The sequence below is a fragment of the Pseudoalteromonas sp. MMG012 genome (assembly GCF_018100875.1).
Lineage (GTDB): Bacteria > Pseudomonadota > Gammaproteobacteria > Enterobacterales > Alteromonadaceae > Pseudoalteromonas > Pseudoalteromonas aurantia.
The window spans coordinates 71,713-97,053 of the sequence record NZ_JAGJEF010000003.1; the positions used below are offsets into that span (position 1 = coordinate 71,713).

Genomic DNA, 25,341 nt, shown 5'->3' on the forward strand with positions numbered 1-25,341 from the left:
ATGTCATTACCATCCGAAAAAGGCATTATCGCATGGTTTGCACGTAACCCTGTTGCAGCAAACCTATTAATGATTTTTATTCTGGTTGGCGGGATCCTCACTGCTTTCTCAATTAGAAAGCAAATGTTCCCTCAATTCGAAAATAACTGGTTAAGTGTGCAAGCTGTTTATCCTGGTGCTGCACCTCAAGAAGTCGAAGAAGGCATCACGATAAAAGTTGAAGAGTCAATGGAAGGACTCGAAGGTATCAAACGGCTGATCACCTATTCCAACCGTGGTATGTCGCAAACATGGATCGAAGTCGAAGAAAAGTACAACCCTCAAGAAGTACTTGATGAAGTAAAAATGCAAGTTGACTCCATATCTAGCTTTCCTGTTGGTATGGAGCGCCCTGTTGTTCGTTACGACAAGTTTGAACAGGAAGTCATGTGGCTTGCTTTAAATGGCAGTTTAAGTCGGGCCGAGCTCAAAGAGTTAGGTAACACATTACACGACGAGATGCTTGCCCTGCCAGGTGTTAACCTTGTTGAATTCAATGGTGGTCTCAACTACGAAATTGGCATTGAAGTTAGTCCTGATAAGCTACGCGAATATGGACTAAGCTTTAGAGATATTTCAAACGCTGTTTCAGCTTTCTCCGCTAACATGTCTGCTGGTCAAATTCGCTCTGACAACGGCTACATATCAATGCGGGTTGAGAATCAAGCATACCGAGGCTCGGAGTTTGAAAATTTACCATTGATCACGTTAGCCGATGGTGCGCAAATTAAACTGGGTGATGTGGCAACCGTCAATGACGGCTTTGAAGAAGGGTTACAGTATTCAAAGTACAACGGTAAAAGCTCTCTCATTTACCAAGTAAGTGCTTCAAAAGATCAAGATATCAGTAAAGTTGCCAATGTTATAAAAAGCTACCTAGCTGAACGTAATACCACCTTACCCGCAGATGCTGAACTAGAACCTTTCATTGATTTAACTTACTATCTTGATGGCCGCTTAAATATGATGGTTGAAAACATGATCTGGGGTGGTTTGCTGGTCATGCTGATGCTGGCACTATTTTTACGCGTTAGACTGGCGTTCTGGGTTATGATGGGGCTACCTGTTTCGTTTCTAGGTGCTTTTTTATTTATGCCAATGGGCGCGCTAGATGTCACAATAAATTTAGCTTCATTATTTGCATTTATACTGGTACTCGGGATTGTGGTAGATGATGCCATTGTTGTCGGTGAATCCGTTCACTCAGAAATTGAGGAACATGGCCATAGTTTAGATAACGTTGTTCGAGGCGTGAAGCGTGTTGCGATCCCAGCGACATTTGGTGTACTAACCACTGTTGCGGCATTTTTACCACAAACGCTAGCGACCGGCCCTGCTGCTGCTTTTTCTAAAGCCATTGGTGGCGTAATTATACTTTGCTTAATTTTCTCTTTAATTGAATCAAAGCTTATTTTACCTGCACACTTAGCCGCGATGAAAGATAAGCCTAGCAACCCTAAAAATCCCTTTCATCGACTTCGAGCACTTTTAGATGGCGCCCTTAAGAACTTTATTGAAAACCTTTACCGCCCTTTTATCGAGCGTTGCATTCACTACCGCTACACAGTAATTGTCGGCTTTTTAACAATTCTTATCGTGAGCGCTGGCATGTTTGCAGGAGGCTTCATTAAGTTTGTTGCGAACCCAAAGATTCCTCATGACTTCCCCGAAATTTCAATTGAAATGAATTTATCCTCATCTGAAAGTGCCACACTTGAAACAGCACAAAAAATAGAAGCGCTTTTATTTGATGTTGATAAGCAAATTGAAGAAAAATATGGACAAGGTATGATCCGTGACTTATCTGTAAGTCTCAGAGGCCGTACCAATGCAAATATCATGGCTATTCTCGTTGAACCAGATAAGCGTCCAATTGACACATTTGAGCTAAGTGCCATGTGGCGCGAACAAATGCCCCCACTGCCTGGTGTGAAGAACCTGAATATTCGCGACAGCATAATGAATGGCGGCCGAGATGATGGTGACATTAGCTTTAGGCTTGAGGGAAAAGATAAAGAACAATTGAAAGAAGTTGCCGAAAAGCTCACCGAAAAACTCAATACGATTACAGGTGTCGGTGATGTCAATGATTCGATGCAAAGTGCAACCGATGAAGTACAACTAGAGCTGAAGCCTTTGGCTTATAGCATGGGATTAACACTTGCAGACGTAGCCTCCCAAGTAAACTTTAGTTACTACGGATTAGAAGCTCAGCGTATTTTACGTGACGGTGAAGAAATCAAAGTGATGATCCGTTATCCGAAAGAGTCTCGCAATTCAATCAGTGACATTCAAGATGTGCGTATCGTTACACCAGCCGGCGCAGAAGTACTCCTCGCTGAAGTCGCAAATGTAAAACTCGTCGACGGTGTGAATCGTATTCGTCGAGAAAACGCAAAACGTACTATTAACGTGTGGGCTTCTGTAGATACAAATCAAGCCCAGCCATTTGAAATTGCAACAGAAATACGTGATGAGTATCTGCCATCATTGCTGCTTAATTACCCCGGTGTACAAAGTAATGTAGCAGGCAGAATTCAAGAAGAAATGGACAGTGTTGCAGAGCAAATTCGTGATTTTGCACTTTCAATGATGATCATTTTTGCATTACTTGCGATTCCTTTACGCTCCTATTCTCAACCAATCCTGATCATGTCGGTTATCCCATTTGGTGTTGTAGGGGCAGTATTTGGTCACATGGTTATGGGTATGACCATGAGTAGCTTGTCGTTCTTTGGAATTATAGCTGTCGCAGGGGTTGTGGTGAATGACTCTCTGGTCATGGTCGATTTTGTGAATAAAGCTCGAGATGCAGGCGCAACGATTAAGCAAGCGGTTGTAGAAGCTGGCTGCAAACGTTTCAGGGCAATTCTCTTAACCTCATTAACAACATTTATTGGACTTGTGCCTATTATTACCGAAACCAGTTTACAAGCGCAAATCGTTATTCCAATGGCTGTCTCTTTAGCGTTTGGTGTATTGTTTGCGACTGTAATCACCCTAATACTTATTCCATGTCAATATGTTGTTCTTGAAGATATTAAGGCACTCAAGAACAAATGGTTTAGTAAAAAGGATACGCTACAGAAAACATCTGCAACTTAATAAACACTAAGTAATCCCAACCCAAAGCTCGGATTCCACCGAGCTTTTTTATTTTTAAAATAATGACAATGTTTAAACAGGTAATTTGCTGTTGTTATTGAAAATAATCTCTTTGACTAATACAAAATACCGATCTAAGAGAATTTATCTACTCATACACCGTATCGCTCTTTACATATCCATGTTTTAAAGACAAACTGATATATAAATAGATTTAGTTAGACACCACCATGAAGTATTTAACGATAATTTTAACTTGTGCCTTGGTTTTCTTATCTGGTTGCGGAAAAGATAATAAAGGAACTGGTGAATCAAGCTCTCCTGGCTACACCGCCACCGCTTTTTTTGATGCTTTGTATAATCATAATAATTTAGAAAGAGCAGCCAAGAATGCAACGCCACGTCTGGCACGTGTTATGCGCTCATATGGAACTGCAAAACAGTTCACGCGAAACCTCGTTAATATGCAGTTTGATCAAGTTACCATAGAATTGGACATGACGAATCAGAGTTTACGAGAACAATACGGTGAGACAGCTAATATAAATATGGTCTTTACAGGTACGCTCAGAGGAGAGCAAGTAGATGATATGCGAAGCGTGAAGCTGCTACGAAAAAAAGGAAAATGGTACGTAGATAAAATAAACCCAGATCCGTTTGCCCGATAACCCACTCACTTTACTTGTTGTGCGTTGTTACAATGGACGCTTTTAGCTCGGGTAACTTGCAGTTGCTTCGCCCGAGAACTTGCTATAAAAAACGGCTCACCTTCCCTTACCTATTGAACGCCATAACTGACAAAATGGTGTTGGCAGCAGTAACGCAAAATGTATGCTCAATAACATCTATGGTTACGCGAGCACAGTCATACATTAGTAAGGACAATATATCGACTATCGGCAATTTGAGTTTTATTTGTTCAAAAATTAACTTCGTGAATGACCGTTCTAACCGGTAAAATTACCTACTATTCAAAAAACGCATATTGTGTTATCACGGTTTTATCTGACATTAACTTACAGATTGGAGATATAAAAAACCGGTCTAAAAAACCGGTTTTTCATTTTAAACTAAGCAAGTTTCTTAGCGAACTTTCTCTGCTATGTCCACTAAGTCTGTCAAGTGGCAAATTTCACCATCGTGAGTTTTAATGCCATGTTCACCAAAATAATCTCGTTGCGATTGTACTAAGTGACCATTACTGGGTGTGCTTAATGTCGCAATGTAGGTTTGTGTCGATGATAATACAGGAAACGCTAAGCCGCTTGATACTGCTAAGCCTGTCACTTTACGTAACGCCGCCACCTCTAAATCTAAATCATCAATGAACTCAACACCTTGCGCCACATCATCTAGGTAATCAGCGCGAATAATACAACCAGCGCGCCAAGTCTGTAATGTCTTTGCTAAATCAACTTTCCATTGATGAGCACGAGATGCGCCTTTTATCAGTGCTAAACCTTGGCGATAACAGAGTAGGCTTGCTAAATAAAATGCTTGCTTAAGCTCCTCAAGATCAACTTCAATATTAATCGTACCTTTTGCTGCATAAGTCATTTCTTTTGCCGCATGAGTATCGATTGTATTAGTCAAATGGCGCGCTTGAACAGCAGCAACTAATGATGGTACTGCAATCCCCAGCTCTAGTGCATTTTGTGCAGTCCAAAGACCGGTACCTTTCGCACCCACCTTGTTATCAATCAAATCAACTAATGCTTCGTTTCGATCTGTCTCTAACTGTAAAATATGACTGGAAATTGACAATAAATAACTATTGAGTGCCCCTTCAGACCAAGACTCAAATACTTCAGCCACTTCCTTAGGTGAACGGCCTGTGCCATGGCGCAGCAATTGATACATTTCTGCAATTAACTGCATCAACGCATACTCTATGCCATTATGTACCATTTTAACAAAATGGCCGCTTGCAGATTGTCCAACACGTGCGAAACAAGATTCGCCGTTATAACTTGCAGCAACCTTTTCAAACCAAGGTTCTACGCGCTCCCAGCCACCTTCCGAGCCACTCGCCATCATAGCAGGGCCATGACGTGCACCTTCAGCACCACCTGATATCCCCATCGTCGCAAACTCAAATTTATTTTGATACTTCAACTTACGAGTAATACCATCTTTATAATTACTGTTACCACAATCGACAATAATATCTTCTTTTGCCACACCCGCTTCAATCAAATCACCACACACTCGATCAACTAATTCACCAGCTGGGACCAGTAGTAAAATTGAACGAGGTGTTTCTAGTCGTCTGACCATATCACCGAGATCTGAAACTATGTGTAAGCGCTCAGCCATGCCCATAGATTGGGCGCAGCTAATTAACTCAGCACCTGCGTCTGGGTTTCTATCATAGGCAACTAGCGTTAACCCCTTCTCAATTAGATTCAATGCTAGGTTTTTACCCATCACGCCTAAACCAACTAATGCAACTTGCATTTAGTTTCCTCCTCGGTAACTACAAAATTGTGAGTAATTTATTACTTCGCGCCGCATTATACCCTAGCTTTAGTAAGAAGCCAGCGCATGACCACGCATTAATAGCAAAGTCAGGTTAAATGTCCTTGCTAATCTGCTTTTTTTTCATTATATGACTGTTGTAGTCGCTTCTTTGTACAAATACCATCACTAGTTTTTAAATGAGTAATTTCGAATTCTGTGATTTTTCTTATCTCGACTAACAAAACAACAGATGTAAACTCATATTGTCTGAATATCAGAGATTGACCAACACTGACACCGGTGTCATAATGATGTAATACAGATCATATAATTTAATTGAAGTGTAAAAAAGAGTTTATAGAGCAAATCTTTATACACACGATCTTTATCATGTGATGAATACATTGTTTTGTTCAGTAGCAAGGCAAATCATGTATTATCGATAGGCACGAATTTAAACAACCCTATAAATAGTAGGTCGACAGGAGATCCTGATGCTTAGACGCACAAAAATTGTAGCAACCCTTGGACCGGCAACAGACCGTGATAACAACCTAGAAAAAATTATCCGAGCGGGTGCTAACGTTGTTAGATTAAACTTCTCCCACGGTGTAGCACAAGATCATAAAGATAGAGCTGAAGCCGTTCGTAAAATTGCCAAAGAACTTGGAAATCATGTTGCTATTTTAGCTGATCTACAAGGCCCTAAAATCCGAGTTTCAACATTTAAAGAAGGTAAAGTAACACTTGCGGTTGGTGCTAAATTTACACTTGATGCGCAGATGGAGTTAGGTCAAGGTACTGTGGATGCAGTTGGTATTGATTACAAAGAACTTCCTCAAGATGTCAAACCTGGTGATCTATTGTTACTTAATGATGGCCTCATTCAACTTACCGTTGACTCAATTGATGGCGTTCTGGTGCATACTACCGTTACAGTTGGTGGCGTGCTATCAAATAACAAAGGTATCAACCGTTTAGGTGGTGGATTGACAGCACCGGCTTTTACTGACAAAGATAAGGAAGATTTGATAACAGCAGCAGAAATTGGGGTTGACTATATAGCGGTCTCATTCCCACGCAGTGGCGATGATATGCGCTATGTTCGCTCTTTGGCTGAAAAAGCAGGTTCAAATGCACAACTTCTGGCAAAAATAGAGCGTGCAGAAGCTGTTGCTACGCAAGCTGATATTGATGATATTGTACTTGCATCTGATGCAGTGATGGTTGCCCGTGGAGATTTAGGCGTTGAAATTGGCGACGCTGCATTAGTTGGCAAACAAAAACTCATCATTAGCCGTGCTCGCTCGTTAAATCGTACGGTTGTCACTGCGACACAAATGATGGAATCAATGATCGATAACCCTATGCCAACACGTGCTGAGGTGATGGACGTAGCAAATGCTGTACTTGACGGCACTGACGCGGTGATGCTATCAGCGGAAACAGCTGCTGGTGATTATCCTGAAGAAACCGTCGCAACTATGGCTCGAGTTTGCTTAGGAGCAGAGTCACAACCCGAAATTCATGTATCAAAACATCGTTTAGATAGTATGTTTTCTGACACGTCAGAGACGCTCGCACTGTCAGCTATGTACGCCGCAAACCATTTGGATAGCGTTAAAGCTATCGTGGCGCTTACTGAGTCTGGCAAAACGGCGAAACTCATGTCTCGTATTAGTTCTGGTTTACCTATATATTCATTATCTCGCCACGCAACTACACTCGGACAAACGGCGCTCTATCGCGGTGTTTATCCTGTCTATTTTGATTCGACCACCTGCTCTGACCAATCAATGGTCCGCGATGCACTCGCTACATTGCTCGAAGCTGGCTCACTTGAAAAAGGCGATACGGTAATACTAACGCATGGTGATGCAATGGAAACTGTCGGTGCAACCAACACAATGAAAATTGTCACCGTATAAATAGTTTTCTAAGGTAGCTTCCAATGAGGCTACCTTATCTTAACTAGCCAACGCTGCTTTTACTTTGTCTCTATAACTACGACTTACTTTCAGCTCTTGTCCATTATCTAAAACCAGTAAATATTCACCACTACTTTGTGTAACTAACTTACTAATTTGTTTTGTATTTACAATTGCAGAACGGTGAACTCGAACAAACAATGCAGGATCTAGCTCTTGCTCTAGTTCTTTCATGGTTTTACGCAATATGTGGGTTTGACCATCGCTACAATGCAAACACATGTAATCTCCTGCTGCATCTACCCATTGGATACTCGCTGTTGATACCCGAACAATTTCACCTTGCTCTTTTACAGCAATCGACTCTGGATATTTTTTATCAACTAGGGTATCCCCTGTTGCTAATTTTTTTAGGATCTCTTCACAATTATTACCTGTTATTCCCGCCACAAAGCTCGCTAGCTTTTTCTTATGTACGTTGTCTTGTTGTGTCTTCAAATAACTTTGCACTTTTTCCACCGCCTGTCTTAGTCTGTTGTCATCAACGGGTTTTAAAATGTAATCCAAAGCATGGATCTCAAATGCTTGCACAGCATATTGATCGAATGCAGTAACAAATACAATTGCAGGTAGAGGCTTAATGCTTTCACTTAAAGTTCGAGCAACCTCAAATCCATTCATTCCTGGCATTTGGATATCTAGAAAAACTAAATCTATATCATTCTCTTGGCATTGAGCGATTGCGTGTTCACCACCATTACATAACTCAACTATCTCTAATTCTGGAAACGACTTCAAGCGAACAGCAAGCCCTTTGCGCGCAAGCGGTTCATCATCAACAATCAACGTTCTTATTTTGCTCATTACTTCTTAGCCTTTTCAAAAGGAACTCGAATGTTTACTTTCAAGCCATTCGGTTCGTTATGCGATAACACAAATGAGTAGTTATTCTCATAAAGTGTTTTTAGCCTATCAATCGTATTGGCAATCCCAACACCTTGTGCGTTTTGTAATTGTCCGTTTTTTAATTCTGCACCAGGGCCATTGTCTCCCACTTCTAACAATAGTTCATTTGCAAAAACCTGAGCTTTTATCTCTAACTTACCACCTTCCACAAGGTGTGCTATCGCATATTTTATCGAGTTTTCTATGATTGGTTGTAGTATTAAACTTGGTACTAATGCTTGTTTGGCCTCAGAACTTACATCAACATCAATACTGAGTCGTTCGTCAAACCGCACTTTCTCTATTTCTAAGTAAAGCATCAGCGCATGGAGTTCCTGCTCTAACGGTACCTTTTTTATAGGGTCAGTGTTTAAGGTATATCGTAAGAAGTCTGATAATCTTGCTACCATCTGATTTGCATCTTTGTTTTCTTCTACCAAAATCAACGTAGAGATAGCATTGAGCGTATTAAATAAAAAATGTGGATTTAGTTGATAGCGTAACATTTTTAACTGGGCCTCATGGGCCATTGTGTTCGCTTTTAATGCTTTTTGTCGTTCACTTTGTAATAATTGATAATATTTAACGCCAAAATATAGGCCACTCCAACATAGTACGATGTAAACCGAGTCGAGCCCTTGCTGAAAGTAGTAAAACCACTCAGTGGGACGGTAGCCATGACGATAAATTTCCCACAAATTAAACTTTTGGATTACTGCCCATAAAGTACCTGTAAAATAAGACGCACTAAATACCACTAAAATAAGAATAAGTGGAGGAGCGTTCCAAATTCTGCGGTAAAGATACCTTATAGGCACAGTTAAAAGACACCCTGCATAAGCATTGAGTACGATCACGAAGACATAAATATCTCTCATCTCAAATACTTTGGACCCTATATAGTTAACTAGCGCGTAACCTAACCAGCCAGCAATTTGAAGAACCCAAAAAAAACGTTGTCGATTATCGACTAATGCTTGCCATTTCAACAGTGTAATTAACTCCTATCATAATAATTTAATTATATATCAGTGATAACCTTTTAATCACTACCGATAGTCTCAGAATTTTTACGGCTCGACGCAAATAAAAAAGGCACTATAAAAGTGCCTTTTTAGAAAATGCTAATATTTACGCTAGTTTATCAGACGCTACTTTATATTTAGGGTCTTCAATTACGTTTACTTCTACTAAATCATTTGCTTTGTTTAACAAGTCTTTGCAATCTTGACTCAAATGTCTCAAATGCAGCTTTTTCCCTGCTTTAGTATATTTTTCGGCTAAATTATCAATTGCCTCTATCGCGCTGTGATCAGAAACACGACTGTGCTTAAACTCTACAATAACATCAGCAGGGTCATTCAGCACATCAAACAGCTCACTAAAGTTCTTAACAGAGCCAAAAAATAATGGGCCATGTAATTCATATACTTTAGAACCTTGCTCATCAATGTAATTGCTTGTGTATATGTGCTTCGCATGTTCCCAAGCAAACACTAATGCAGATACAATAACACCGACACACACTGCAATTGCCAAGTCAGTTACAACTGTCACACCAGAGACAAGTACAATAACAAATGCATCTGTTTTTGGTATGCGTTTCATTAATCTGAAACTAGACCATTCAAAAGTACCGAGTACAACCATAAACATAACACCTACTAGCGCAGCTAATGGGATCATTTCAATTAGACTTGCTGCAAATAAAATAAACCCAAGCAATAACAATGCAGCTGTAATACCCGACAATCGACTACGACCGCCCGAGTTAATGTTAATCATAGATTGGCCTATCATTGCACAGCCTCCCATTGCACCAAACACGCCACATGTCATATTAGCAGCCCCCTGACCAATACATTCACGGTTACTATTACCCCGCGTGTCAGTAATTTCATCAATAAGAGTCAATGTAAGTAATGATTCAATTAAACCAATTGCAGCTAAAATAAGTGCATATGGGAAAATAATTTTAAATGTTTCGAAATTAAAAGGCACCATTGGAATATGAAACTCAGGGAAACCACCTGCAATAGTTGCATTCATATCTCCCGACATATCTTTGAGGTAATCAAGCACTGTTCTAGCTTCAAGGTCTAACCCAATAACTAATCCAGTAACGACGAGAATTGCCGCAAGAGAAGAAGGAATAGCAGTCGTTAATTTAGGTAAGAATTGAATAATAGCCATAGTCAAAGCGACTAATCCAGCCATTATTAGTAATGGGGAACCTTGCATCCATTGTAATTGACCTTCAGCATCCATTACTTTAAATTGACCTAATTGTGCCAAAAAGATGACAATTGCTAAACCATTTACAAACCCAAGCATCACGGGGTGAGGTACCATCCTGATAAATTTACCTAGTTTAAATACCCCAGCAAGGACTTGTAAAACCCCCATCAATAGCACTGTGGCAAATAAATATTCAACCCCGTGCTCTACCACTAAACTGACCATTACAACCGCTAGTGCACCTGTAGCACCTGAAATCATACCTGGACGACCGCCAAATATTGACGTAATTAAACCGACAATAAACGCAGCATATAAGCCTACTAATGGGTCAACTTGCGCTACAAATGCGAAAGCAACAGCTTCTGGGACTAATGCAAGCGCAACAGTCAAACCAGACAGTATGTCATTTTTAGCAGAGCTTGGCGCCTTGCCGATTAAATTAAACATTCATATCCTCTTGATTTACAACGAACAGAAAAGCGCTGGATTCTATCAAAATCCAGCGCTTTTAACAAATGATGAAGTATGACTATAGTAAATAGTCAGTACATTGATATTACAATATCATGGTCATATTCTCAGAGGGTTATAGTGGAAGTGCCGTCGTACGCTTTACGCACGTCATGGTGACGTTAGAATGGACTTCTTGAACATATTCTAAATTGAGTAGATTGTCTCTAACAAACTGCTCATACCCTTCTATTCCTCTCGAAATGATGCGGAGCATAAAGTCCATTGTACCTGCCATCGTATAGCATTCAGTTACTTCATCATAACTCATAATTAATCGTTCAAACTCCGATAAATTATTTCTACCATGATTAGATAAACGCACATGTGCATACACTAGCATATCAAAACCAAGTTGCTTCTCGTCGAGTAGCGCGACCTTCCCTTTTATATACCCGTCTTGCTCTAGTTTAGCAATTCGACGCCAACACGGCGATTGAGACAACCCGACTTTGTCGGCAACTTCAGCAGTAGATAAACTTGCATCTTGCTGTAATAATGCCAATATTTGGCGGTCAACTTGATTTAAAGACATACATTTTTCTTAAATTTAAGTAAATTAGATAAATTATACATACAGAATGAATACTTGTCTGCATTTCCTTAGCCAAAACGGCCACTCATAAATGGGTTATTCTGTTTCTCGTACCCTATCGTTGTGTTTTCGCCATGTCCTGACATCACGATAGTTTCATCTGGAAGAGAAAATAATTCTTTCCGAATAGATTCTTTTAGTTGCTCCGTATTTCCCTTTGGAAAATCGGTTCTGCCTATAGCCCCTTTAAATAGTACATCTCCAACAATCACTGTCTTCGACGATTTCTCATAAAAGACAACATGCCCCGGCGTATGACCTGGGCAAAAGCGTACCTCAAGCTCGAGTTTACCCACTTTGACTACATCACCTGCCGTTAGCCAACGGTCTGGTAAAAATGCCTGCTTAGGCTTGAAACCAAACATTTGAGCCTGCATTGGAATGGCCTCAAACCAAAATGTTTCATCTTTGTGTGGGCCGATAATATCTACTTTGAGCGCTGCTTTCAAAAGATCTGCAGCACCAACATGGTCCAAATGACCATGAGTTAACAGTATAGCCTCTACATCTAGCTTATTCTGCGCAATAACGGATTGCAGTTTATCAACATCTCCACCCGGATCTATAACCGCGCTTTTTCCTGTGCTTTGGCATGTTATGAACCGAGTATTTTGCATAAACGAGGTAACTGGGACAGTTAAAACGTGCACCTTACTCTCCTAGTTCAATTAATACTGGATATTTTAAGTACGCCTGATCATAAAACGGCGTTTTTTCATATAACCACGATAACCTTTTTTTAGCATCATTGGCGAATGATTCATCTTCTCGGATTTTTTTATCAAACTCAAGTGCCATCGCTGGATTACTTTTTAACATAGAACGAGCGTAAGGTTCCAGTGCATAATTTTCAACATACTCAGTACGTTGAAATATGGTATTAAACTCCCCCCACTGAAAGAATGAATCAGGTGCTTCAGGGTGTAATAAATGCGTCACCAACTCAGACTTAGCCTGATCTGTAGATATGCGGTACCATCCTGTTAAAGGCATTTTCTCAACTTCGTTCAAATCGAATTCAGCCGTTACTCTAAAACGTCCCTCAAAAGGCAATTTAGCGAACTCATATTGAGTAATTTTCGCTTGTTTAAGTCCCCCTTTACTTTCAGCCGTGCTAACAATTTCCACGGAGATACCATGAATCCGTAGTTTCTCTACAATATTCGGGTATGCAGGGGGAATATAAAATGCAGCAGGCACTTTTACCTTCTTCTCGACTGTTTTCTGCCAATATATTGGTAGCGCATCATAAAATTTAGGTTGACCTAAATATTTCACTTCCACTTGACCAGATAGTGCACTATCAAATTGCTTATATGCAATACCTCTAAACGGTATGTGATCAGGCTGTTTAGCGTAACTACGTCGTACTACTATTTCTTTTGGCCTCGTTGCATGCTCTATATCAATGGCTTTTTCTAATGCACTGTGACCCTTTGCCAACGCATCCACTACACCATCAAAAAAAACATATGTTCCCAAAACCCTTTGTTTGTAAGGTTTTAATGAATGATTTTCAACAAGAATAGTTGGTACACTAGCCAAATCACCCCAGCCATTTGAAAAACGAGGTGTTGCTACCCAACCTGCTAACCCTTGTTTAAAATCTTGCTTGTCCATTACAAACACCAAAGGGCCTGCAATATGGCCTGCTTGAGTTAGCGCGGCGTCTATTTGTGGTTTAAAGTGCGTATCCAATACTTTTGCGACAAGAGGGGATTCACTTGCAAATTGTGGGTTATACCCATACGTCACATCATATTGATAATCAGCGCCATCCGTCACATGAACGTCAATATATAGATCAGGGTCAAACGCTTTAATCACTTGTAATACAGCCCGCACTTCTGGTGTATCTAATTTCGTATAATCTCGATTAATATTTAAATTATTACCATTAGTTCGAAAGCCCATATCAATTGGACCTCGCTGATTTATGCGATTGAATGGGCTTCGTCGCTCATGTCCATCCACATTTAAGATGGGAACAAATAAAATATTAATTTTTTCTAATATATCTAAGCGTTTACCAGTAGCAATATCGCGTAACAGCATAAACCCAGCATCTTTCCCATCAATTTCACCAGCGTGAATACCTGCTTGAATAAGTAACGTGGGTTTAGCGCTAGTGCTGATCTCTGTCGCACTAAACGTACCTTGCTCTGATGCGACCAGCATTTTAATATCTCGACCGGCCTGACTTTGACCAATGCTAATTGCCTTAAACTGCGTTGGGTTGGCAGCAACTAAACGGTCCACAAATGCCATCGTTAACTGATAGTCTGGTGACGTTACCCCACCACTAAGTTCAAAATCAGTTGTTAGCGGCCCTTTTTGTTGAATTAGCTGTAGGCTTTGTCCCTGCCAAGTCTCTAAAGGTGGTAAATGTGCATCCAAATTCATTGCTGCGGATAACATAATAATACTGGCAATCATGATGCGCTCTCTAAATAGTTGCCTGAATAGCGCAATTATATCAATATTTTAATTAACAGCTTACAATGTGCGGTGATTCAACAAAAATATGCAGCTAATAACATGCTGCTCACATTTTTTAGGCATTTTTAGCTAAAATAAAGACGGTTTAATATGAAATCAATTTTAATTACCGGCTCTTCATCCGGTATTGGATACTACTGTGCCAAGAGATTACATGATGAAGGGTTTAATGTTATTGCGGCTTGTAAAAAGCAAGTAGACGTTGATGCACTCACAGCCCTAGGACTCACCGCCATTTTATTGGACCTTTGCGATGAAAACAGTGTTCAATTAGGTTTTAAACGCGCACTTGAGCTATGTAACAATGAACTAGACGCGCTATTTAATAATGGCGCCTATGGGCAACCCGGCGCTATAGAAGACTTACCAACCGACGCACTAAGGGCGCAATTTGAAGTGAACTTTTTCTCATGGCACACACTAACAAATTTAGCCATCAAACATATGCGAATCCGTGGACAAGGGAGAATAATTTATAACTCTTCAGTATTAGGTTTAGTCGCACTGCCCTACAGAGGCGCTTACAATGCCAGTAAATTTGCACTTGAAGGACTGGCGGACACGTTAAGAATGGAGTTAGCACAAACAAATATTCAAGTGAGTTTAATTGAGCCTGGACCAATAACGTCTAAATTTAGAGAAAATGCTTTACATGCCTTTATGACAAATATTGACATTGATAACAGTGCACACGCTACTAGTTATCAAAAACAGCTGGACCGTTTAAAATCAAACTCAGCGCCACAACCATTTACGCTTGGTCCCGATGCTGTTTACAACAAGTTAATACACGCGTTTACAGCCAAAAAAGCCAAACCTCGCTATTATGTCACTTTCCCAACGTACTTCATGGGCTACTTAAAACGGCTACTTAGTACAAATATGCTAGATAAAGTGTTACTTAAAAATAAATAAGAAGTCATTTTTCACTACTTTGACCCATCGAATTTAATACGATAAACAAACAGAATAAATGGATCAAAAAAAGGAGCTCAAGGCTCCTTTTTCACATAATAAGTACGAAACTTATTATGCAGCAAGACTTTCTTTTGCTTTTGCAACTAGTGCTGCGAAAGCTACTTGATCGTATACTGCGATATCAGCTAGGATCTTACGATCGATTTCAATCGATGACTTTTTAAGGCCATTGATGAAACGGCTGTAAGATAGGCCGTTTTGACGTGAAGCTGCGTTTATACGTGCAATCCATAGTTGACGGAATGTACGTTTCTTAGCTCTACGGTCACGGTATGCATATTGACCAGCTTTAGTGATTGCTTGGAACGCTACGCGGTAAACACGTGAACGTGCTCCATAGTAACCTTTAGCTTGTTTTAATACTTTCTTGTGACGTGCACGTGCGACAACGCCGCGTTTAACTCTTGCCATTTCTGATATCCTCTATTAAGCGAATGGTAACATACGGTTGATAAGACCAAGGTCATTTTTATGAACCATAGACTTAGCACGTAGGTGTAGCTTACGCTTAGATGATTTCTTAGTCAGAATGTGACGAAGATGCGACTGCTTGCGCTTAAAACCGCCTGAAGCAGTTTTCTTGAAACGCTTCGCTGCGCCTCTGTGTGATTTTAGCTTATAAGCCATTGCAATAACTCCAATAGTATTGCTTAAACAAATATAAGTAGGCGGATGTTGCCATCACTTGAAAGGCCTAACTTACAACCATATTCCGGTGAAGGGTCGCCCCTTTCTTTAAGACCGGTCAATACAGGTGGCCAGAGGCACTTTAAACCTGTATTAAATTCGCGCGCATTTTACCGTATCTATTACTTTTTAGCAATAGGGGCCATCATCATTATCATTTGACGACCTTCAACACGATTTGGGAAAGACTCAACAATTGCTAAATCTTCTAAATCGCCTTTAACACGGTTCAATAAGTCGATGCCGATTTCTTGGTGTGCCATTTCACGGCCACGGAAGCGAATAGTGATTTTAGCTTTATCGCCCGCTTCTAAGAATTTTCTTAGGTTGCGTAACTTAACTTGGTAATCACCTTCATCAGTACCTGGACGGAACTTGATCTCTTTAATTTGGATCTGCTTCTGCTTTTTTTTCTGTTCTTTTTGTAATTTTGCTTTTTCAAAAATGAACTTACCGTAATCCATCACTTTACAGACAGGGGGTTCAGCATTTGGACTTATTTCAACTAAATCCACACCTAATTCATCAGCAATCGCCTGAGCTTCTCTTAACGACATGATCTTCGGTTCCTGGCCTTCTACACCAGATAATCGAACTTCTTTCGCTGTTATTTCTTCATTGATACGATTTTTTTGAGCTGTAGTTTGCCCTTTTTTTCCGCCTCTAATGGTACGTTCCTCCAAGAATATCAAAATATATTGTGTGTAGTTAATATGTTACTACTACACACAGGTTTTATTTACTTACGGTCTTTAATTTCTGCACTAATATGGGCAACAAAATCATCAACCGAGAACTTGCCAAGATCTTCACCTTTGCGCGTTCTCACAGCTACTTCTTGTTGTTCTACTTCTTTATCTCCAACAACAAGCAGATATGGTATACGTTTTAAAGTATGCTCCCGAATTTTAAAGCCTATTTTCTCATTTCTCAAGTCAGCACAGGCTCTAATTCCAAGTTTATTTAATTTTTGTACAATTTCGTGCACATAATCAGCTTGTTTATCGGTAATATTCATAATTACCACTTGCTTTGGTGCTAACCAGGTTGGGAATAGACCAGCATACTCTTCGGTTAAAATACCAATGAACCGCTCAATAGACCCCAAAATTGCACGGTGGATCATAACTGGCGTTTTACGTTCGTTGTTTTCAGCCACATACGTTGCGCCTAATCGACCTGGTAATGCAAAATCTAGTTGCACTGTACCACACTGCCACGCTCGCTCTAAACAATCATATAAGGTAAATTCAATTTTTGGACCGTAGAAAGCACCTTCACCTGGTAAATATTCAAATTCAATATTATTGACTTTCAATGCTTCAGCCAGAGCTTGTTCTGCTTTGTCCCAAATATCATCCTCACCAATACGCTTTTCAGGTCGCGTTGATAACTTAACAACTATTTTTTCAAAGCCAAATGTTTCGTATGTATCGTAAACCATCTTAATACATTGTGAAACTTCATCCATCACTTGATCTTCTGTACAGAATACATGCGCATCATCTTGTGTGAAACCACGTACACGCATTAAACCATGCAATGCACCAGAGGGCTCATTTCTATGACAACAACCGAACTCGGCCATACGTAACGGTAAATCGCGGTATGACTTAAGGCCTTGGTTAAATATCTGTACATGGCCTGGGCAGTTCATCGGCTTGATAGCATATTCACGTTTTTCTGACTCAGTTGTGAACATCGCATCGGAATATTTATCCCAGTGACCTGATTTTTCCCATAAACCACGGTCCATCATCATTGGACCTTTGACTTCTTCGTAGCTATATTCGCGTAGTTTTTCACGAACAAACTCTTCTAGTTCACGATAGATGCTCCAACCATCATTATGCCAAAACACCATGCCTGGCGCTTCTTCTTGCCAATGCCACAGATCAAGTGCTTTGCCAATTTTACGATGATCACGCTTTTCAGCTTCTTCTAGGCGTTTTAAGTATGCTTTAAGTTGCTTTTTATCTGCCCAAGCTGTGCCGTAAATACGTTGCAGCATTTTATTTTCAGAGTTACCACGCCAATATGCACCCGCAACTTTCATTATTTTAAAGTGTTGACAGAACTTCATATTTGGAACGTGAGGACCACGACACATATCAACATATTCATCATGATGATATAGACCGGGCTTATCATCTTTATCGATGTTTTCGTCTAAGATTTCAATCTTATAATTTTCACCACGTGCTTCAAACGCATCACGCGCTTCTTGCCAAGAAACCGTTTTCTTAACAACATCGTAATTCGTTTTTGCAAGCGCTAACATGCGCTTTTCTATTGCATCCAAGTCTTCTTGCGTTAATGAATGATCCAGATCAACGTCATAGTAAAAGCCATTGTCAATCGTGGGACCGATGGCCATTTTCACATCTGGGAATAATTGCTTAATTGCATGACCGATTAAGTGAGCGCATGAGTGACGAATAATTTCTAATCCATCATCATCTTTGGCTGTTATTATTTCTAAGCTTGCGTCTTCAGAAATAATGTCACACGCATCAACTCGCGTGCCATTCACTCTGCCAGCAATAGTGGCTTTAGCAAGGCCAGGGCCGATATCTTGAGCTACATCTAAAGTAGAAACTGGATTTTCAAAAGTACGCTGACTGCCGTCAGGAAGCGTAATAATTGGCATGATATGTCCTATTTACAGTGGTGACACCTACGATGCATCACATGTATAAAAAATTAATAATAATTAAATGTGCCTAACAACGCTTTTACGAATAAGCATTGGGTTACACAAGTTATGTACCTGTATTGTGTTTGAGGTCTTTCAAACCAGCAAGTATTTTGACTGCGCCCGTGACGAAATTCAAGAGAAAGACTAAAATTGATTCATTAAATGCAAATTTTCTGCTCAATTTGAGTATAAGTAGTAAAAATATTAAGGTATTCCATGGCACATTCTCAGCAATATTGCTTCGCGTCACTAAATTTGCTTAATTTCACAGCACCTCCATTCTCATTTTATCAACTTCATGAAACTTATAACGATACGCAATGGCAATCCAAGACCCAATTCATCACAGGGCTTATCGAACATATCAACCCGACTTTAATTGTATTTCAAGAAGTTTTTAGTGTTGAGGTACTTGAGACTCTTTGTAAAGATCTGGGACTTATTCATTTCGCGGTTGTGGACATGCCTCAGCCAGACAGCATGTATCCAACGGTTTTATTTAACCCAGTCGTCGCTATTGCTTCTAAACTCCCATTTACCAGTGTTGAAGCACTTGAACCATGTCCAGAGTTACTCGAATATCTTAATAACCAACAACAGTTTAGATTTAATCGTACCCCCATTAAATGCCGAATTGAGCTTGACGGCATAGGTCCTATTATGTGCTATGCCGTACACTTCAAGTCCCAGCGAGTTTTATCAATGGCGCACATGCTTGGCGAATCCGAGCAGGGAGATCCGTTACTGACTCTTTTACATGAAACGGTTGGTACTATGCAATCACAAATCTCCCGTTCGTTAGAGGCATCTATTATTTATTATGACGCTCTAAAAACACAACGCGAACAAAACTGCGCAACCTTGGTAATGGGAGACTTTAATGACCATCTGCATAGTCCAGCTCTATCTTTTATGACCCAAACTTTCCCCCCACAAATACACAATAGCTCCCCATTTGAAAGTGTCGGTCTAGTTGACAGTTATTTGTTTGCCGATAATAACCACACTTTTGACCAAAAGCCCCCGACGCACTTTTATCGCGGAAAAGGCAATGTGTTAGACTATATATTGACCTCCAAAGTGTTTAACCCCAACCAAATTAATCCAACAGTTAAAACTTTAACTTACCATAATTATGATGGCCATTTAGATGTAAAAAGAGATGAAGAAGATATTCGCTATTCAGATCATAGTGCAATTGCAATAAAGGTAACGCTATAATCTTTTGATTTAGTAAAGTGATTGCTATAATCGCTCAAAATTTTATATAAACTGGAAAGACTAATGAGAACATGTGGCGTTGAAATAGCAGGTAGCGAAGTTCTACTATGCTTGCTAACCAAAGAAAACGACGTATTCGATATTCGTGATATTCGCCAAACTCGTTTTACGCTAAGCAATGTAGGCTTAGATACTGAAGATATGCAAAAATTTCAATTTGATTTCGCCAAACTTATGCAAGACTATCAAGTTGACTCTGTGGCAATTCGCCAACGTATGCCAAAAGGTAAATTTGCCGGCAGCGCCACAGGCTTTAAAATGGAAGCAGCAATACAGCTAATTGCAGATTTAGATGTACGTTTACTGTCGACAACAGAAGTAAAAGAGCAATTGAAGCGCAACCCAGTACCAATTGACTTCGCCGATACGGGACTAAAAAAGTTTCAAGAAAATGCGTTTATTAATGCCTATGTATATATTCAAAAGAAAACGTATCGTCCAGAAGAATAACACTTCATTGATCAGTTCTCTTGCTGTTGCACAACAACTACGAACCCATAAAAACCGATATTATGTCAGGTTTTTATGGGTTCGTAGGATGCTCGTGTTGTAGAACGTCATTGACGTAATGATCAACTGAAAATGCATAACATACTTTAACTAGAAACAAGCCAGCAATACACTGAAACCATAACGGTGATGATAGCGATGCAATCACCCCTGCCCCTAATAAAACAAACACAATTGCAATGAGCGCCTGTGACTTGTGACCATATAATGTATTTAATATTGCTGCTGTTACGACAGTGTAGCCCCATATAATCGCGCTTTCATTGAGTGCAATATTGTAGGCCCATGCGATCACAATAATATGGACATGAATCGCAATAAACACCCAGCGAGACTGGCTACGAGCTTTATAATAATCGTTAGTTCCCTTAGTAAAATTGGCCACACAGCCAGCTATCACATCAATGATCAACAAATCACCAATGGCCAACTGCCACCAAGCGACATCTGGTAACGAATGTTGTCGAACAAAAAGTACATACACAACATAACACCCAAATAAGGTCATTAACCCTATTGAACTCAAAGCTATCCCAGATTGATGGGTGCCTAACACTTCTCGAAGTTGACTGGGAATTTTCACCACTTCCTACCTTCAAATTACCAAAATCATTTTCTAGGGGCTGTCAATCAACACTGCTCTGCGCATGAGTCGCATACAAACTATCAGACACCGAGCGTAAGTTCACATGTTCAATAAAGTCATCACTCAAACTCAAAATACCATTTAGGTTGCTTACCAACTTATCATAATGTAAATCACCTGGTTTAAGTGCAGTTTGCAAAAGGTGTAATGCCATATCAGCCAACAGTAATCGTTGTTTCTCATGCCAATTTGCATCATTTGAAGCAGCGCTATGTTGTAAAATAGCCTGCTCTACTTGGTCATGGTCCAACTCAATGTGAGTATTTCTTGTCGTTGTTGCTTGTCCATAGCAGCCCCAATCGTACTTATCTAACATTATTTTGTCACTGTGTAATAAAAATAAAGTAAATTCAATGTAATTTTATTCATAAGATATACATAGAAAAATATGCAATCGTGTGAAGACTGACAACGGCTATATTCATACAAAAAAAAAGCACTTCATAAAAGAAGTGCCTAACTACTAGCAACAAAGCCTGGAGAAGTGAATGTGCTAGTTTATTATATTCAAACGGCATGCCAAATTAATAAAAGTCTAGCCAGTTGAATTATATATAATAATCATTTTAAGAAATAATTAGTCGCAATTTGCATCGCAAATTTTCACGCATATTGTTTCGGGTTTTTAGGGTAATACTTGACTGGTTGCTCCAAGCACAAATCGAACTCTCTGGTATTTTTATAGGGCAGCTTCATAAACCCTGCTACACCTACATCATCAATACTCATCGCGTATTGCATTATCCGCGCAAGAAGGAGCTCAAATTTTTGTTCCTGGCTGGCGTCTAACAAACGATAGTAATGATGGATTTTCAATCTATTAGGCAATGACTCAAATATAATACACCCTGTATGGTGAATTTGGTTAAGCTCAAATACACATTGAATGATGCTTTTCGGCAATTGTAGCTGTTCGTCTGGATCTTTACCGTCTTCAAAATAACTATGAGGACGAGTTACCTCACTACTTGCAACGTCAACCATTGAATAGTGCAGCTGAGGCAAGGTATCAAATATAAACGCCCCCGTATCATCTCGTTCTAGTTGGATGGTTTGACGTGCATCAAATAAGCAACACTTAAACAACCCCTTTTGCGTTATCCCTTGCGCCAACATGACAGTCGCATTTATCGCATCCGTCAAAGCGTTATTTAATGTCTCATCATGCAAAATTAAACTCGATTCAACATACAAAGAATCTTCCTTCCAATGAAAGCTCAAGCCACCGACTAAAGGGTATTTTGCTAAACGGCTTATTGATGCTAAAAATGCTTTTTCAGTGTCACCTGTATCAAATAAAAACTCCTTATAATACCGGTCTAACTGGGCATCATTGATATCATGTAATTGATGGTTATGGTCAGCTCTGCGTAAAAACTCTTTTCTTGAACTATAAACAACAGTATCCGGATGATCGTTCGTATTAGTGACCCAAAATGGAATATTTGACTTTGGTTTTTCGACATTTAATACAGGTAAATAAGACTTTGCTATCTTAGGCATATGCTGCATAAAATAGTCACCGGCTTTGTCTCGCTCTTGTTTATCTTTACTCAGCATGGCATCAATAACCGCCGCAAACTCCTGGGGCAACCCCAAGCTCTTTGCAGGAATAACTTGTTCACCAAATCGACATGACTGAGCGCTGGCTAATGCATAAATGGTTGATGCCACGCCTTGCTCATCAAAGCGTGGAGACGATTGAGCACCTTGCATCTGCTCATCGCCAATGAAGTACACATCACCCATACGCGCATTGGTACCCGCTACATCGGACGACATTAAGTCCATAATATTGCTAGCAACAGGTTCCCCATTTGTATCTACTTGCGCATAGACAGAGCTACCCCAATCGACTAATGAAAAGCTTTTCGAAACCTCATCCCATACGATATTAGAAGGCTTAATATCACCATGAACAATGGGTTGTGGTAAAATCCCATTACGATGATTTCTTAAATCCAATAACACATTGCGCAACAACAATGCCAGCTCTACCAATTCTTTAGGCTCAAAACAGCCGCGTTTCAGTGATACCTTTTCTAAGTCTTCACCTTTAGCACGTGCCATCATCAAAATCCCCTGCTTTTTAACACGCTCAAAAGCCAAAAATTTTGGAACCATGGTGTTATCAATTTGCGACAGCATATACGCTTCATCTTCTAACCTATCACGTACACTTTGTGCCAACGTAATACGAGAAAATTTAAACACCCATTGTTGACTGTCAGTACTCACTCCCCCAAACACAAAACCAAATGCGCCTGAGCCGATTAATTCTACCGACTCATAGCCTAATACGGTTAATTGCTTTTTACAGATATTGAGCCATTGGCGATGCTTCTTGGCATCGTGGTGAGACAGCAGATAAATCGATTGCTGCTCATTAATATAGAAATTATTTATCGACTTAATGTTTGCTTTAGATAAGTTTGATATTTTCATCAGCTACAATTTCGGGCATAAAAAAGGCCGAAAAGTTCGGCCTTTATAAACAATATATTATTAAGCGTTTTCTATTTTTGCCCAAGAATCTCTTAAGCCAACCGTTTGGTTAAACACTAACGCGTCAGATTTATTATCTCTACAGTAATACCCCATACGCTCAAACTGGAATCCTTGTTCAGCAATTGCATTAGCAAGTGACGGTTCAAGCTTTGCGTGAGTAATAACTTTGAGTGAATCTGGATTCAATACTTGCGAAAAATCTTCTGCCGCTGCTGGGTTAGGTACGTTGAACAAACGATCGTACTGACGCACCTCAGCATCGATACATTCAGACGCAGAAACCCAATGGATCACGCCTTTCACCTTTCGACCATCAGTTGGGTTCTTACCTAGCGTCTCAGGATCATAAGAGCAAAAAATCGTTGTAATGTTTCCATCAGCATCTTCTTCAATACGCTCTGCTTTAATAACATAAGCATTTCTTAAACGAACTTCTTTATCAAGTACTAATCGCTTGAACTTTTTATTCGCTTCAATTCTGAAGTCTTCACGTTCAATGAACAATTCTCGGGTAAATGGCACTTCACGTGTACCCTTTTCTTCGATCGATGGATGGTTTGGTGCAACTAATTGCTCTACTTTGTCAGCATCATAATTTTCAATAACCACCTTTATAGGATCTAACACAGCCATTGCTCGTGGTGCATTTTCGTTTAAATCATCACGAATACAAGCCTCTAACATACCCATTTCAATCATATTATCTTGCTTGGTAACGCCAATACGCTTACAAAACTCAACCACTGACCCCGGTGTGTAACCTCGTCGACGTAAACCAGCAATGGTTGGCATACGTGGGTCATCCCATCCTTCAACATGATTATTAACGACTAAGTCATTAAGCTTTCGCTTGGACATAATGGTGTACTCTAGGTTCAGTCGCGAGAACTCTATTTGCTGTGGATGGCACTCAAGACTGATATTATCTAGTACCCAGTCATATAAACGGCGGTTATCTTGAAACTCTAGGGTACATAAAGAATGGGTGATCCCTTCAAGTGCATCAGAAATACAGTGCGTAAAATCATACATTGGGTAAATGCACCATTTATCAGCCGTTTGATGATGATGTACGAAACGAATACGATAAATTATCGGATCACGTAAAACCATAAACGAGCTAGCCATGTCAATTTTAGCTCGAAGTACACATTCCCCTTCTTTAAAATCACCATTGCGCATTTTTTCAAACAATGCCAAATTGTCTTCAACAGCCGAATCTCTGTGTGGGCTATTTTTGCCAGCTTCAGTCAAGGTACCACGATACTCGCGGGCTTGCTCTGGCGATAAAAAGCAAACATACGCTAGTCCCTTTTCAATCAGCTCAACAGCGTACCCATGTAATTGGTCAAAGTAATTAGATGAATAACATATTTCATCATCCCACTTAAACCCTAACCAAGACACATCTTCTTGGATTGACTTTACGTAATTAATGTCTTCTTTTTCTGGGTTTGTGTCATCAAAACGTAAATTACACAGACCTTTATAGTCTTGTGCAATACCAAAGTTCAAGCAGATCGATTTAGCATGACCAATATGTAAAAAGCCATTAGGTTCTGGTGGAAAACGCGTGTGCGTCTGTTGGTGCTTACCACTAGATAAATCAGAATCTATAATATTTCGAATAAAGTTTGATGGGCGATTCTCTGTTTCCGCCATGGGTATGCATTCCTCAAAAATTTAGCGCTCTATATCAGCGCATTATTAC

The 25,341-nt window shown here is 39.9% G+C and carries 21 protein-coding genes; 6 read left to right on the plus strand and 15 right to left on the minus strand.

Translation table 11 applies throughout. From position 1 onward, the window contains the following. Positions 1 to 3,144, plus strand: a complete 3,144-nt coding sequence (locus tag J8L97_RS01865; protein WP_211047665.1) for an efflux RND transporter permease subunit — start codon at positions 1 to 3, stop codon at positions 3,142 to 3,144. 230 nt (positions 3,145 to 3,374) lie between these two features. Beyond that, positions 3,375 to 3,812 (plus strand): hypothetical protein, encoded by a 438-nt coding sequence (locus tag J8L97_RS01870; protein WP_192507271.1) that lies wholly within the window; start codon positions 3,375 to 3,377, stop codon positions 3,810 to 3,812. Between the two features lie 415 nt (positions 3,813 to 4,227). Here J8L97_RS01870 and gndA read toward each other — a convergent pair whose 3' ends face one another. Beyond that, complete coding sequence (gndA, locus tag J8L97_RS01875) at positions 4,228 to 5,601, minus strand: NADP-dependent phosphogluconate dehydrogenase (protein ID WP_211047666.1); 1,374 nt, start codon at positions 5,599 to 5,601, stop codon at positions 4,228 to 4,230. Between the two features lie 497 nt (positions 5,602 to 6,098). Here gndA and pyk point away from each other — a divergent pair, with 497 nt between their 5' ends. Then, on the plus strand, positions 6,099 to 7,532 hold the full coding sequence (pyk, locus tag J8L97_RS01880) for a pyruvate kinase (protein ID WP_192507269.1): 1,434 nt from the start codon (positions 6,099 to 6,101) through the stop codon (positions 7,530 to 7,532). Between the two features lie 39 nt (positions 7,533 to 7,571). Here the strand turns inward: pyk and J8L97_RS01885 are convergent, their stop codons facing one another. The 6 genes from J8L97_RS01885 to J8L97_RS01910 all read right to left on the minus strand — a co-directional run bounded on the left by J8L97_RS01885 (position 7,572) and on the right by J8L97_RS01910 (position 14,259). After that, positions 7,572 to 8,396, minus strand: a complete 825-nt coding sequence (locus J8L97_RS01885) for a LytTR family DNA-binding domain-containing protein (RefSeq protein ID WP_211047667.1) — start codon at positions 8,394 to 8,396, stop codon at positions 7,572 to 7,574. Continuing rightward, the gene (locus J8L97_RS01890) at positions 8,396 to 9,466 is read right to left on the minus strand and encodes a sensor histidine kinase (protein ID WP_192507267.1); all 1,071 of its coding nucleotides are present in this window, start codon (positions 9,464 to 9,466) and stop codon (positions 8,396 to 8,398) included. The genes J8L97_RS01885 and J8L97_RS01890 overlap by 1 nt, the downstream gene beginning before the upstream one ends. Positions 9,467 to 9,608: 142 nt before the next feature. Next, a complete protein-coding gene (locus J8L97_RS01895) occupies positions 9,609 to 11,165 on the minus strand; it encodes a SulP family inorganic anion transporter (RefSeq protein WP_192507266.1) in 1,557 nt (518 codons plus the stop codon). Between the two features lie 139 nt (positions 11,166 to 11,304). After that, positions 11,305 to 11,763: an Lrp/AsnC family transcriptional regulator gene (locus tag J8L97_RS01900; protein ID WP_192507265.1), complete on the minus strand. Its 459-nt coding sequence runs from the start codon at positions 11,761 to 11,763 to the stop codon at positions 11,305 to 11,307. A 68-nt stretch (positions 11,764 to 11,831) separates the two neighbouring features. Further along, positions 11,832 to 12,473 (minus strand): MBL fold metallo-hydrolase, encoded by a 642-nt coding sequence (locus J8L97_RS01905; RefSeq protein WP_211047668.1) that lies wholly within the window; start codon positions 12,471 to 12,473, stop codon positions 11,832 to 11,834. A gap of 1 nt (position 12,474) precedes the next feature. Beyond that, a complete protein-coding gene (locus tag J8L97_RS01910) occupies positions 12,475 to 14,259 on the minus strand; it encodes a M14 family metallopeptidase (protein WP_211047669.1) in 1,785 nt (594 codons plus the stop codon). A 153-nt stretch (positions 14,260 to 14,412) separates the two neighbouring features. Between J8L97_RS01910 and J8L97_RS01915 the strand changes: the two genes are divergently transcribed. Then, positions 14,413 to 15,237: an SDR family oxidoreductase gene (locus J8L97_RS01915; RefSeq protein ID WP_211047670.1), complete on the plus strand. Its 825-nt coding sequence runs from the start codon at positions 14,413 to 14,415 to the stop codon at positions 15,235 to 15,237. A gap of 114 nt (positions 15,238 to 15,351) precedes the next feature. On the opposite strand, the gene rplT is transcribed toward J8L97_RS01915, so the two are convergent. From rplT to thrS, 4 genes are all read right to left on the minus strand, one after another. After that, a complete protein-coding gene (gene rplT / locus J8L97_RS01920) occupies positions 15,352 to 15,711 on the minus strand; it encodes a 50S ribosomal protein L20 (protein WP_192507261.1) in 360 nt (119 codons plus the stop codon). Positions 15,712 to 15,726: 15 nt separating this feature from the next. After that, the gene (rpmI, locus tag J8L97_RS01925) at positions 15,727 to 15,927 is read right to left on the minus strand and encodes a 50S ribosomal protein L35 (RefSeq protein ID WP_010363888.1); all 201 of its coding nucleotides are present in this window, start codon (positions 15,925 to 15,927) and stop codon (positions 15,727 to 15,729) included. 182 nt (positions 15,928 to 16,109) lie between these two features. Then, positions 16,110 to 16,670: a translation initiation factor IF-3 gene (gene infC, locus J8L97_RS01930; protein ID WP_084622626.1), complete on the minus strand. Its 561-nt coding sequence runs from the start codon at positions 16,668 to 16,670 to the stop codon at positions 16,110 to 16,112. Positions 16,671 to 16,726: 56 nt separating this feature from the next. Continuing rightward, the gene (gene thrS, locus J8L97_RS01935; RefSeq protein WP_211047671.1) at positions 16,727 to 18,637 is read right to left on the minus strand and encodes a threonine--tRNA ligase; all 1,911 of its coding nucleotides are present in this window, start codon (positions 18,635 to 18,637) and stop codon (positions 16,727 to 16,729) included. A 264-nt stretch (positions 18,638 to 18,901) separates the two neighbouring features. Between thrS and J8L97_RS01940 the strand changes: the two genes are divergently transcribed. Beyond that, positions 18,902 to 19,906 carry an endonuclease/exonuclease/phosphatase family protein gene (locus J8L97_RS01940; RefSeq protein WP_211047672.1) on the plus strand — a complete coding sequence of 335 codons (1,005 nt, stop codon included), beginning with the start codon at positions 18,902 to 18,904 and terminating at the stop codon, positions 19,904 to 19,906. Positions 19,907 to 19,969: 63 nt separating this feature from the next. After that, entirely contained in the window at positions 19,970 to 20,416 is a 447-nt protein-coding gene (locus J8L97_RS01945; protein WP_210997446.1) for a DUF3010 family protein, read from the plus strand. A 73-nt stretch (positions 20,417 to 20,489) separates the two neighbouring features. Here J8L97_RS01945 and J8L97_RS01950 read toward each other — a convergent pair whose 3' ends face one another. The 4 genes from J8L97_RS01950 to glnS all read right to left on the minus strand — a co-directional run bounded on the left by J8L97_RS01950 (position 20,490) and on the right by glnS (position 25,292). Further along, a complete protein-coding gene (locus J8L97_RS01950) occupies positions 20,490 to 21,059 on the minus strand; it encodes a hypothetical protein (RefSeq protein WP_211047673.1) in 570 nt (189 codons plus the stop codon). A 43-nt stretch (positions 21,060 to 21,102) separates the two neighbouring features. Beyond that, on the minus strand, positions 21,103 to 21,438 hold the full coding sequence (locus tag J8L97_RS01955) for a hypothetical protein (RefSeq protein ID WP_247688497.1): 336 nt from the start codon (positions 21,436 to 21,438) through the stop codon (positions 21,103 to 21,105). A 287-nt stretch (positions 21,439 to 21,725) separates the two neighbouring features. Next, positions 21,726 to 23,567, minus strand: a complete 1,842-nt coding sequence (locus J8L97_RS01960; RefSeq protein WP_211047674.1) for a protein kinase domain-containing protein — start codon at positions 23,565 to 23,567, stop codon at positions 21,726 to 21,728. Between the two features lie 60 nt (positions 23,568 to 23,627). Then, positions 23,628 to 25,292, minus strand: coding sequence for a glutamine--tRNA ligase (glnS, locus tag J8L97_RS01965; protein WP_211047675.1), 1,665 nt, complete (start codon positions 25,290 to 25,292; stop codon positions 23,628 to 23,630). Positions 25,293 to 25,341: the final 49 nt, after the last annotated feature.